At 66.7% G+C, this 12,158-nt stretch carries 10 protein-coding genes; 7 read left to right on the top strand and 3 right to left on the bottom strand.

All coding sequences use genetic code 11. The features are described 5' to 3' along the window. The first annotated feature begins 104 nt into the window (after nt 1–104). Nucleotides 105–1,844, top strand: coding sequence for a hypothetical protein (locus HDA44_RS02920; protein ID WP_184831082.1), 1,740 nt, complete (start codon nt 105–107; stop codon nt 1,842–1,844). A gap of 71 nt (nt 1,845–1,915) precedes the next feature. On the opposite strand, the gene HDA44_RS02925 is transcribed toward HDA44_RS02920, so the two are convergent. Then, complete coding sequence (locus HDA44_RS02925; protein WP_184831083.1) at nt 1,916–3,706, bottom strand: hypothetical protein; 1,791 nt, start codon at nt 3,704–3,706, stop codon at nt 1,916–1,918. Then, nucleotides 3,703–4,194, bottom strand: coding sequence for a hypothetical protein (locus HDA44_RS02930; RefSeq protein ID WP_184831084.1), 492 nt, complete (start codon nt 4,192–4,194; stop codon nt 3,703–3,705). The genes HDA44_RS02925 and HDA44_RS02930 overlap by 4 nt, the downstream gene beginning before the upstream one ends. Nucleotides 4,195–4,650: 456 nt before the next feature. Between HDA44_RS02930 and HDA44_RS02935 the strand changes: the two genes are divergently transcribed. From HDA44_RS02935 to HDA44_RS02960, 6 genes are all read left to right on the top strand, one after another. Beyond that, entirely contained in the window at nt 4,651–6,027 is a 1,377-nt protein-coding gene (locus tag HDA44_RS02935) for a hypothetical protein (RefSeq protein ID WP_184831086.1), read from the top strand. An 80-nt stretch (nt 6,028–6,107) separates the two neighbouring features. Continuing rightward, a complete protein-coding gene (locus HDA44_RS02940) occupies nt 6,108–7,097 on the top strand; it encodes a LacI family DNA-binding transcriptional regulator (protein WP_184831088.1) in 990 nt (329 codons plus the stop codon). Next, complete coding sequence (locus tag HDA44_RS02945; protein ID WP_238352346.1) at nt 7,094–8,029, top strand: carbohydrate ABC transporter permease; 936 nt, start codon at nt 7,094–7,096, stop codon at nt 8,027–8,029. Before HDA44_RS02940 ends, HDA44_RS02945 begins: the two co-directional genes overlap by 4 nt. Then, a complete protein-coding gene (locus HDA44_RS02950; protein ID WP_184831090.1) occupies nt 8,026–8,859 on the top strand; it encodes a carbohydrate ABC transporter permease in 834 nt (277 codons plus the stop codon). Before HDA44_RS02945 ends, HDA44_RS02950 begins: the two co-directional genes overlap by 4 nt. Before the next feature lie 8 nt (nt 8,860–8,867). Then, nucleotides 8,868–10,151 carry an ABC transporter substrate-binding protein gene (locus HDA44_RS02955; protein ID WP_184831092.1) on the top strand — a complete coding sequence of 428 codons (1,284 nt, stop codon included), beginning with the start codon at nt 8,868–8,870 and terminating at the stop codon, nt 10,149–10,151. Continuing rightward, nucleotides 10,148–11,284: an ADP-ribosylglycohydrolase family protein gene (locus HDA44_RS02960; protein ID WP_337905605.1), complete on the top strand. Its 1,137-nt coding sequence runs from the start codon at nt 10,148–10,150 to the stop codon at nt 11,282–11,284. Before HDA44_RS02955 ends, HDA44_RS02960 begins: the two co-directional genes overlap by 4 nt. A gap of 36 nt (nt 11,285–11,320) precedes the next feature. Here HDA44_RS02960 and HDA44_RS02965 read toward each other — a convergent pair whose 3' ends face one another. Then, nucleotides 11,321–12,145 (bottom strand): discoidin domain-containing protein, encoded by an 825-nt coding sequence (locus HDA44_RS02965; protein WP_184831096.1) that lies wholly within the window; start codon nt 12,143–12,145, stop codon nt 11,321–11,323. Nucleotides 12,146–12,158 lie beyond the last annotated feature (13 nt).

Consider the following 12,158-nt stretch of genomic DNA (forward strand, 5'->3'; position numbering starts at 1 on the left):
GGGCCCCTTCTCTGCGGGGTGGAGGCACGCCGATGCGCGGATCCAGTTATCGGTGGAGAAATCGGTGGGGAATAGGGGCCGCCGTCATCACACTCGCGATCGCGATGATGCCGGCTCTGGGATGGCAGGCAACTGCCGCGGCGCCGGCTCCGGTCAAGCCGAACGCGATCGGTGGGATGGACTGCAACGGGTTCAGCCCGCTGTACAAGTCGGTCAAGCATGGATTGGGCGGGTTGTGTACGGACCCGGTCAAGATCGACAAAAACGGGGTGCCCTGGCGGTTCGAGGACAACGAGCACTACATCGGCCACGACGAGCCGTCGGTCAAGTTCATCTCGAGCCGGCCGGGCAGCGCGAACGACATCACGTACTTCATGCGGCTGTCGAAGGACCCGGCCGCCAAACCGACGGTGAGCAGTCCGGCGGTCAGCAAGTACGCGGAACTCAGTCCGGCGCCGTGGTTCGGTCTGCCGCTGTGCGACCCGAAGTCGTACCCGCAGAACTCGTGTACGCCGAACAGTGACAGCAACGGTTCCGCCATCAGCGATCCGAACGCGGCCGGTTCCGCGTTCATGGAACTGCAGTTCTATCCGCCTGGCTTCGGGCCGTTCCTGGACGGGCCGAGTTGCGACGCCGGCCGCTGGTGCGCGGCGCTGACGATCGACAGTCTTGCTTGCACGTTCGGTTTCGCGACCTGCAACAACAACTGCATCGAACCGGTGAACTTCTCGTACCTGCAGACCGACGGCGTCCCGGCCGGTCCGCCGAGCCCGCAGCTCACCGACGTGTCGACGCTGTCGCCGAACAAGAAGACGCTGGAAATGCGGCAGGGTGACGTCCTCCGGGTGGTGATGCGCGACACCGCGCACGGCCTACTCGCGAGGGTCGACGATCTGAGTACCGGACAGTCCGGATCGATGGTCGCGTCCGCGGCGAACGGGTTCATGAACACGAACATCGCCGACTGCACCGGAACCCCGTTCGACTTCCACCCCGAGTACAGCAGCGCCCAGCAGCAGAACCAGGTCCCGTGGGCAGCGCTCGAGGGTGGCGTGCTGATGCAGGACGAGCTCGGTCACTTCGAGGCCTGCTCCAGCGTGTCCAGCCGGCTGCCGGTCAGCCAGTCGTACCCGAACGGGCAGAGCTTCTCCGACCCGAACGTCTACCAGGTCTGCAACGGTGGTGCCGAAGGCAACGGTTCCGGTGAAGGGCCGTGCAACCCGGCGACCGGGATCTGCCAGAACGCGACTACCGAAACCGGAGCCGCGTGTCCGACCAATGATTCCGCCAGTGGCGTCAACTGTGAGTTCTCCGGCGCGAACTGCATGATCGCCGGTCCGCGGACCACGATGGTGAACGGCAAGGCGGTGGTCGAACGCTGGCCGATTGCCGGCTGCCAGGAGAACGTCTTCCAGAACGGTGACCTCGACTTCGACGGCTCCTCGTACCAGGCCGACTGGCCGGACGGGTCACGTGGTCATCCGACCTCGTTCGAGTACATCGGACCGTTCACCGGCGGAGCGCATCCGTACCCGAACATCCAGTTCGAGACGAACGTGGCGGCGTCGGAGATCCTCTGCAACACGATCACCGGAGCCGGCTGCACCGCCGTACCACAGGGTGCCGCGTTCTACCCGTTCTGGAGCCTCGGCTCGACCAGCGCCCTCCAGGCGACCCCGTCCCTGGGCCGCCTGTGCGTATGGAACTTCGGCAACGTGATCAACCACCGAACGGTCCAAACCTTCGGCAAGACCACCCAGTACGGCACCCCCGACCTGACCCGCTTCGGCGGAACCCTCACCAGCGCCGTACTCCCCAACCCCCAACTGACCACCCGCTGCTGACAAGGTAAGCAGCTGACCCTGGGCGGAGACAGCCACCTGGTCTCCGCCCACGCGGTTGGCCAGGCATCAGTTCACGGAGCGGCCGGGGTGTTCGGCTGCGGCGGTTGGCTCGGTGGCTTGCCCTGTTTGAACCAGGTCTCCACCGCGCCGGCGAGCGACTTGGCGTTGGCAAGCATGTCTTTCGGCGCCGTGCTCAGGCCCGCGTAGGTTTGTGATCTGAAGCCGAGGTAGAAGGCCGTGAACACCCCGAAGAACAACGGAACCCACCCTGCACGCCAGCTTTCGCTGTACCAGACCGACAGGCCTGACAGGCTGACCAGCGCGCAGCCGACGACCACTCCGGTGAGCGTCTTGCGAATTCCGAAGCCGATCAGGAGCAGAGTGGCAGCCGCGGTGACGGCGAGCATCGCGATGACAAGCCACGACCAATCACGCCGTACGACCTCGGTTCCGAGCAGCGTACCGAGAACACAAGCCGTGAACTGCGCGAGGTTGGGCACTGCCACGGGGCGCATCCGGCGTGCCAGCGGAGGGCCGGCGGTCGGACCTGGGCCTAGGCCGGCATTGCGCCACAGGAACTCGAGGTGCCTCGACCTGCTTGCCTGCGGGGTTGCCTCGGCTTCGAGTGCCCATGTCAGTCCGACCGTGCTCCACCCGACCGCGGCGAAGGCCACCGCGCCGATGGCTGCCACCACGAGACCGCCGTCGGCCCAGTCGAAACCGGCGATGGCGAGGCCGAGACAGAACCGGAGCGGGTAGCCGATGGCAACGAGAATGATGACTCCGGCAACTGAATCGTCGGCCCGTGCCTTCTCGTACAACACGGCCAGTACGAAGATCGCGACCAGCCCAACCAGCAAAGCGGTTCGGGTCCCGGCCGGAGCGCCGAGCGCGAGCACGAGCGCCGCACCCACCCGGGCAAGCGCGACCTGCGCGGACTGACGGATCGGGTCGCCTCCCGAGTCCGGCAGCCGCTTTCGCGCCGTTGCCATCGGATGAGTGGCTTCGCCCGCGAATCCACGGATGTCGTTCCACTGGTACCTGGCCTGGTAGGCAAGGAACTCCAGCACGACCCACCCCCAGATGAGCGCGAGCAGGTGCAGCCCGAACGTACGGTCGGCCGCGCCGTACGTGAGCGCGACCAGGAATCCGGCGAGGTAGTACAGCCCTTTCTGGAGATCGACCGGGCGCGGCAGCGCGAGGTACTTGACCAGCTGCCCGTCCGGGCCGGTCGCGCCGCTGGTGTGGATCTGGAGGCGTTCGCGGGCGCTGTTGTAGAACGTCAGCCCCGCGGCCGTCGTCGACCACGTCAGGTGCACCAGGAGCAAGATCGTGAACGAGTAACTGACCGTCATCAGGGCGGCCCACGGCCCCGGTACGTTGATGGCGATCAGGATCAGGATGACGATGAACGCGGACATCGCGATCGTGATGAGCATGACGGTGATCGCCCGGTAGATCGCATGTCCGTGCTTGAGGCCGACCAGCGCGCCGACGATCCGAATGAACGAAGGGCTGGGGGTTGCCGCGGGATCGGCGGTCGGCTGCGCCAGTTGCTGCTCGAGGTCGCGAAGATAGTGCGTTCGCAGGGTCGCCTGCGCGCCGGCTTGAACGAACATCCCGAACAGCGCCAGCGGAACCATCGGCGCGAGTACGAGGAGCCCTGGCGGGATGTCGTTCTGGTGGCTGTTCGGCAGCACGTACCGGCCGACGAGACCGGCGAGCAGGCCGAGTGTGGTCAGGGCGAGCGAAGCGAGAGCCACCTGGGTCGTCTGAAACGAACGTTCGTCCTCTCTCGACGCGATGTAGTCGGCGAGGAGGGTGTCCCGGTCGATCGGGGGCGGGGGCGGTGAGACGCTCATCCGCGCCATCCCGGGAACTGCCGGGAACCGACGACCAGCGCGAGCAGCCGGCCGCAGCGGTTCTGCAGCCTGGCCAGCGGTGGTGGGTCCTCGGCCTGCACATGAACGAAGGTGAACCCGAGGCGGGTGGCGAGCAAGCCGTCCGTCAGCGACACGTCACCGCAGACGACGCCGCTCCCGGCGGCCGCGGACAGCCCGAGCGTACGCCGGGTGGTCCATGGTTTCCGGGCCCGGCGAACGAGCCGGACCGATGTCCCGCGGTCCGGGAGCGGTTGAATCAAGCCGGACAAATCCCGTCGTGAGTTCGTCACGACGACTACCGCGCCGACGCCCTGGTCGACGGCGCGGCTCAACACTTCGTGCCAGCGAGAGTTCCAGGCCCCGTCCGGAGCCGACCAGTCGATCAGCAGTGGCTCGGCGTCGAGGATCAGCACCGCCGGCCGGAGCCCCAGACAGGTCGAGATGGCGTCCTCCGTGGAGGACCGCACATACCGAGGATGCTCGACCACGGCTCCAGGTCCCTTCCGCACGGCGGTGAGGTCGAGCATATGCCGCCGGTGGGACCGCGGTACCTGAGCTGACTGAGACATGGAACGGCCCTTCGAACGTTCTCAGATTGACATCACCCGAACAATGCGCAACCTGTCGTCACGGATCTACCATCAATTCACTGTGCCAAGACGTCTGCAATTCTCCTTGCCACAGTCCGGGGGGCGTGCTAGCGGTTGGGGGATCGAGGGGATGTGCGAGATACCAGTGCAACGTGGGGCCGGCCGATCCGGGAGCTGACTCCGCAAGCTCGTACCGCTTGGTTGTTGCGGGTCAGTCGATTGCTTGCGGCCGATGGTGCTTATGTTTCGCAGGCGAGATTGGCGCGGGCTTTTCCCGACGAGTCGCATCAGTTGGTGACACCGGCAACCATTTCGCGCTGGGAGTCGGGGAAGGTGCCCGTCCCGCGGTGGGGCGCGGAGCGCTACGAGCAGTTGCTCGGGCTGCCTTCGGGACAGCTTGTCGCGGTCATCGAAACCATGCACCGCTACGCGCGCGGTGCGCCGCCGCGGAACTGGACCGCGGCACGTGACCGCACGCCCGCGGACGATGTCCGGATCCAGAACCTGCTGGACCGCGCGCTCTCCGAAGGCGTGATGTCCGGTCCGCGATGGGATCGGCTCACCTGGCATCTGGTCACTGATCACGTGCTTCTGCCAAGTAGATTCTGGGTCGACCTGACCGAGCGACTGCTCGTGGAGATGATCATCTCGGACGGAGTCCGGTGGCATCAGCGCTATGAGGCCTTCAATCGGTTGCTGAGTCATCCGGTCGGCCAGTTCGCGGCGATAGCGGCCTGTACGTCGCTGGGTTCGGACCGCTCCAATCAGGTCGTCGTCGAAACAATCAGCGCGCTTGATTTCAGCTCGCATCGGGACGCGAACTCCGCGGTCATTCGGGAGTTGCGTGAGCCGAGCAGCGACCAGGCGCAACTGGGCGCATTGCTGGCCTGTTTCCGAAAGCTCCAGCTCCGCCATTTCGCCGAGCCCGAACGGAGAGTACTGAGTCAGGTTCTGCTGGAGCTGAGCCACGACTCCGCGGGAGGCGCGGCGAAAGTGACCGCGGACCAACTGCTCGCATTGTCGGCACATGTCGCGCGGTCCGCTCCGGCAGCGGGCTGGCAACGGCCGGTGCTGACCGGGTCGGCGGTGGAACGAGAACTGGTCGTGAGTCGCGTCGTGAGCGTCGTGAACGCCTGGGTGCGGCCGGAGCACGAATCGTTCCACGACGCCGTACTGCCGACACTGGTCGAGGAGATGTTGTACGCCGCCTCGTGGGACGTACGGCTAGCGGCGGCGAGCTTCATCGCCGCTTCACCGTACCGTGACGGGACGGCCAGGGCGCTCGCCGAGGAGTTCAAGTCGGCCCGGGCGCTGCTGGAACGGCTCGACTGGGCGCTGTCGCTACTCTCGGCGCTTCGTCTCGTCGGGCGTCACCAGGAACGGCGGTTGCTGGAGCAGGTAGTGCTGTACGGCGGCGCCTCGCCTGCCGTTGAGGTCTCGGCCGCGTACTCGATCGGTCACCTCGCGCCGTCGGCCGATGTGACCGCACTGCGGGCGGCGGTGACGAAGCATGCCACCCAGTGGCGGACGACCCGGTCGGTGCATTCGGTGGCCGTGCTGGCCGGCCTGAGCTACAGCGCGGGGGTGTCCGGAAGGCTGGACCTGCTGCAGGCGATCTCGCGGTCGCACGACGTGCCACGTCCGCTCGTACCGGCGCTGACGTGGTGGCTCGGTCTTCCGTCCTGGGTGCTGCGTAGCGTTACCGCCTGACGATGCCTTGACCTGATGGGTGGGAAGGTTCTACTGTCTGGCCTGTAAACGATTACAAGAACGATTACAGGAGGTCTCGGGTGAGTCGTCCGACGATCGCTGGGGTGGCCCGGGCGGCGGGGGTCTCGGTGGCGTCGGTGTCGCGGGTGCTGAACGGGTTGCCGGCGACCGAGGAGATGGTCGAGCGGGTGCAGCGGGCGGTGTCCGAGCTCGGGTACGTGCCGGACTCGCGGGCGCGGTCGTTGAAGGTCGGGCGGACGTTCCAGTTGACGCTGGCGGTCGCTGATGTGGGTAACCCGGTGTACGTGACGATGATGCGGGCGGTCGAGGAAGTCGTGTCCGCCGCGGGGTACCGGTTGGTGGTCACGACGACCGGTCCGGAGGTGGTGGACGAGGTCGCGCTGGTACGGGGGATGGCGCGCGGGTACGCCGACGGGTTGCTGATCAGCCCGATCCGGGTGGACGAGGATCTGGTGAAGTCGATCCGGGAGTGTGAGGTACCGGTGGTGGTGGCCGGTAGTGTCCCGGCCAAGGCCGGCGTCGACACGGTGCGCGCGAACTCCCCGAAGGGCATGCTGCTCGCCGTTGACCACTTGGCGTACTGCGGCCGGAAGCGGATCGCCTTCCTGAACGGTCCCGCCGACACGGTCCCCGGAGCCGCCCGGGCCAAAGGTTTCGCCGAGGCGATGAAAGCCCACAACCTCCACCCAGCCGCCCTCGCCGAAGCCACCGACTTCACCTTCACCGCGGGACGAACCGCGGCACGTGAGCTGCAGGCCGCAGCCAAGTTCGACGCGGTGATTTGTGCGAATGACTTGTTGGCGGTGGGGTTGATGCATGAGTTGGCGGGGGTTGGGCTGGGGGTTCCGGATGATGTCGCGGTGGTCGGGATGGATGACAGTGAGTTGGCCGAGCAGAGTTTTCCGCCGTTGACGAGTGTGAATCTGGGGTCCGCGGAGCGTGGTCGCCGGGCGGCTGAGTTGCTGCTGGCAAGGATCGAGGACAACGAGCGGACGCCCCGGCGGATCGTGGTCCAGCCGTCTCTGAGCCTGAGGGGATCGACCCCATGATGGCTTCGATCACCGCCGCGGCGAAGGCGAAGAACTCCGGGAAACCGAACAACTCGGGTCGGCCGAAGCAGAATCGGGAAGCGATTCTGTTGTTCCTGCCCGCGCTGCTGCCGGTGCTGATCCTGAGCGTGTACCCGCTGATCCGCGGCATCGCGCTCGGCTTCACCGACGCCCGCGCCGGGCTGAACGTCGAAACCAGCTTCATCGGCTTCGAGAACTTCTCCAAGCTGCTGCACAACAACCTGTTCTGGGACTCGTTCCGGATCGGCGTCATCTGGACCCTGTCGGTGACGATCCTGCAGTTCGTCGCCGCGCTCGGGCTGGCTCTGCTGCTGAACGCGGATCTCAAGTTCCGCGGCGTCGCCCGTACGCTCGCGCTGATCCCGTGGGCGATGCCGCCGGTGGTCGTGGCGATCATGTGGCGCCTGCTGCTGCACCCGACGAACGGTCCGGTCAACGAGATCCTGCTGAAGCTGCACCTGACCGACCAGCCGATCAACTTCCTCGGCGATTTCAGTACGGCGCTGCCGGCCGTGATCGTGGTCGGGATCTGGGTCGGCATGCCGATGACGACCGTGACGTTGCTGGCCGGTCTGCAAAGCATCGACCGCAGCCTGTACGAGGCGGCGGCGGTCGACGGCGCCAGCGCGTGGAGCCAGTTCTGGAACATCACCCTGCCGCAGCTCAGGACGGTCATCGTCGCGATCACCAGCCTGGACATGATCTGGAACTTCAACTCGTTCGGCCTGGTGTACGTACTCACGGCCGGCGGACCAGGTGGAAAGACCATGCTGCCGATGCTGTTCGCGTACAACGAGGCCTTCCGTTACGGAAACTTCGGGATGGCCGCGGCGATGGGTGACGTGATGGTGGTCATCATCATCTTGTTCCTGTTCTTCTACCTGCGGAACCGGCTGCGGAGCGAAGCATGAGAACCCGTCCGGCCACCCGCGCCCTGCAGTACGCCGCCGTCGTGGTGTACCTGATCTTCCTCGGCTTCCCCTTGCTGTGGCTGATCTCCAGCTCGCTGAAGTCGCCGCAGGAGTTCGCCAGCATCACGCCGAGCCTGCTCCCGAAGCACGCGAACCTGTCCAACTACACCGACGCGCTGAACGAGCAGGGCCTGGTCCGCGGGCTCGGCAACAGCCTGCAGATCTCGATCTACAGCACGATCCTGGTACTGATCGTGGCGCTCCCGGTCTCGTACGCGCTGGCCCGCTTCCGCAGCAGGCTCCGCCCGTTGACGAATGGCTGGATCCTGGTCAGCCAGGTGTTTCCGGTGATCCTGATCGTGATCCCGCTGTTCATGATCCTGCGCCCGTTGCATCTGACGAACACGATCCCCGGCGTGGTGATCGTGTACATGGTGTGGTCGCTGCCGTTCGCGTTGTGGATGCTGCAGGGGTATGTCGCGGCCGTACCGCGTGAACTCGAAGAGGCGGCCGCGGTGGACGGCGCGACCCGGTTGCGGACGATCGTCTCGATCGTGATGCCGCTGCTCCGGCCCGGCCTGATCGCGACCGCGATGTTCACCTTCATCTCGGCGTGGAACGAGTTCTTCTTCGCCCTGGTCCTGTTGCAGGACCCGGAGCTCAAAACACTCCCGTTGGTCCTGGCCCGCTTCGTCGGAGCCGAAGGCCAAGTGCAGTTCGGCCCGCTCGCTGCCGCCTCCGTACTGGCGACGGTGCCAAGTCTCGTCTTTTTCGCCTTCCTCCAGCGCCGGTTGACGTCCGGTTTGCTGAGTGGCGCAGTCAAAGGTTAGGAGAGGTAATGAAGAAGGTATTGACCGCGTTGCTCGCGGCGGGCGCCCTGGTGACGCTCGCGGCGTGCGGGGGCAACAGCAACGACAGCAACGGTTCGGGTTCCGGCTCGAACGAGAAGGTGACGCTCAAGTTCCAGAGCCTGGCGTTCCAGAAGACCACGGTCGCGGCGACCAAGAAGATCGTCGCCGACTGGAACGCGGCGAACCCGAACATCCAGGTCGAGTACGTGCAGGGCAGCTGGGACTCGGTGCACGACCAGCTGGTCACGCAGTTCCAGGGCGGTACCGCGCCGGACATCATCCACGACGAGTCCGCCGACATCACCGGTTTCATCAACCAGGGCTACCTCGCGGACATCTCGAAGTACCTGAGCCAGGAGACCAAGGACGCCGTCTCGCAGGGTGTCTGGGACACGGTCTCCAAGGACGGCAAGGTGTACGCCGCGCCGACGCTGCTCCAGTCGTACGTCGTGTTCGCGAACTCGAACCTGCTGAAGCAGGCCGGGATCACCGCGACCGGTGACTCGCTGAGCTGGGACGACCTGGCCGCGGACGCGAAGAAGCTGACCGCGGCCGGCAAGTACGGTCTGGGCTGGGGTCTGAAGAGCCCGACCGCGACGATGCTGAACCTCGGTCTGAACTTCGACGCGAAGTTCTTCGACGGCACCGGTCAGGACGCGAAGGCCACGATCGGCGACGCCGAGCTCGAGGTACCGAAGCGCATCCACGCGATGGCGTACACGGACAAGTCGATCGACCCGACCTCGCTGACGCAGAGCGGTTCGGACGTACTGCCCGGGTTCTACGCCGGCAAGTACGGGATGATCGTGGCCGGCAACTATGTCGCGCAGCAGATCGCCGAAGAGGCGCCGAAGGGCTTCCAGTGGGAAGTGCTGCCGCCGCTGAAGGGCACCAGCAGCAAGCAGGCCGCGAACCCGCAGACGCTGTCGGTGCCGGCCGAGGGCAAGCACATCGAGCAGTCGGCGAAGTTCATCGACTACTTCATGAAGGCCGAGAACCTGGCCGCGGTCGGTCAGGGTGACTGGCTGATCCCGACCACGCAGGGTGCTCGGGACGCGATCCAGAAGGCGACCGGTGGCAAGAACGGCTGGCAGCAGACGCTTGCCTCCGGCACCGAGCTGACCAAGGCACCGTTCCAGAGCGTGCAGAACTACCCGAAGTGGAAGGACCAGATCGCGACGCCGGCGTTCCAGGAGTTCCTGGCGAACAAGACCGACGCCGCGGCCCTGGGCAAGAAGCTGAGCGACGGATGGGGTCAGGTCAACCAGTGACGTCCTTGCTCGAAGAGAAGGCGACCGGCGTCCTCGTCGGCTCCGCGGTCGGTGACGCGATCGGTGGGGCCGTCGAGGGCTGGACCCCGGAGGCGATCCGGGAACGGCACGGCGGCTGGGTGACCGGCATCGTCGGTCCGTGGTACGACAACTGGCGGACGGCGCGCCCGATCGCGCCGTACCACAAGGGCGACGGCCACATCACCGACGACACCTTGATGACACACGCGCTGGTCGAGGTGTACGACGAGCGGCGCGCGCACCTGGACGCGTACGCGGTGGCCGAATCGCTGGTCCCGAAGATGCTGAACGGTACCCGCTGGGTGCCGGAGCTCGAGGCCGACGCCCTGCTGCTGCAGCGGGTGTTCCTGGCCGAGAAGTGGCTGGTCGCGCGGCTGCACTACGGCCACGTCGACCCGCGCGAGGCGGGCGTCGGCAACATCGTGAACTGCGGCGCGGCCATGTACATGGCGCCGGTCGGGATCGCCAACGCGGGCGATCCCGAGGGGGCGTACGCCGAAGCGCTGGATGTCGCCGGCGCGCACCAGTCGAGCTACGGGCGGGAGGCGGCCGGCGTGTTCGCGGCCGCCGTCGCCGCGGCGATGACCCCGGGCGCGACGCCTGCGTCCGCGGTCGAGGCGGCGATCGGCCTGGCCAAGGACGGCACTCGGAGGGCCGTCGAGGCGGTGGCCGAAGCGGCCCAGGGCGTGACCGACTGGGAGCAGGCGATTCCGGTGCTGCGGAAGGCGATCGAGCCCTACGACACGGTCGGCCCGAACTACCGGGACCTGTCGATGGACTCGCGCCGGCCGAGCCGTACCAAGGCGATCGAGGAACTTCCGGTCGCGCTCGGGTTCGTGCTGGTCGCCGAAGGAGACGTCCGGCGGGCCGTGCTGGGAGGCACGAACTACGGGCGCGACGCGGACTCGATCGCGTCGATGGCCGGCGCGATCACCGGTGCGCTGAGCGGCCGGGCCGGCGTACCGGACGAGTGGGCCGGTCCGATCGCCGACGCCAGCAAGACCGACCTGGAAGAGCCGGGGCGGGTGATGGCATCGGTGGTCAAGGACATCCGTACGGCCGACGCCGCGCGCTGGGCGGAACGTACGGCCGCGTTGGACGCGTTGGTCTGAATGTCAGTTGACCGGGGCGGTGGGGCGGGGAAGGAATCAAGCACCGTAGGCCTCTATTTCGACGATTCGGGAGTACCCGTGGTCGTTGGAGTCGTGGATGACGAGCTGGACCGCGTCGACTGCCACCGGTGTGAAGGTGACGGTCACGCGGCCGGTCTCGTTGCCGCGTACCTGGCCGACCGGCTTCCATTGATCACCGACGCGGACTTGGACGTCGAAGTCGCGGATGCCCATCACGGCGGCCGGGTAGCGGGCCGAGTCGAGAGTTTGCAGGACGACGCGGCCGACGGTGGTCGGCTGGACGAAGTCGACGCCGTACGTGTCGGGGAAGACGTCCTTGGTGTTGTCGTGCCAGCCGCTGGCGCCCCATTGCGCGGAGTCGGCGTTACCGTCGACGCCGCCGCAGAGCCGCATGTTGCCGTTGGTCGACGACGCGACGGCCTGCTCGCCGAGGAGCAGGTTGTCGCGCGCCGGGACTGGCTTGACGATGACCGGGATCTTCAACTGCTGCTTGTCGACGCTCAGGTTGACCGTGTGGGTGGCGGGCGCGGTGCCGCGTGGGACGGTGATTTCGAGCGGCGCCTTCACCAGCTGGTCGATGGGGAGATAGCTGGAGAACTGGTGGCGGGAGAGGGTGAGCGCCGGGTCGGCGGAGACGCGCAGGTCGGCGATGGTGGGTTTGCGGCCGGTGTTGGTCATGCCGAGGGTGAGCTTGCCGGACGGGAAGCAGGGGAGGGGGACGACCTCGACGGGTTGTGGGGTGGCGCTGAGCTCCACCTGGTTGTTGCCGCTGGCAACAGCAACCGCCGGGACAGCAAGCACGAGCGGCAGGGCGAGCAACGCGGCCGGACGTCTGAGCATGAGCAGATCCGTT

The organism is Kribbella solani (assembly GCF_014205295.1).
GTDB classification, from domain to species: domain Bacteria; phylum Actinomycetota; class Actinomycetes; order Propionibacteriales; family Kribbellaceae; genus Kribbella; species Kribbella solani.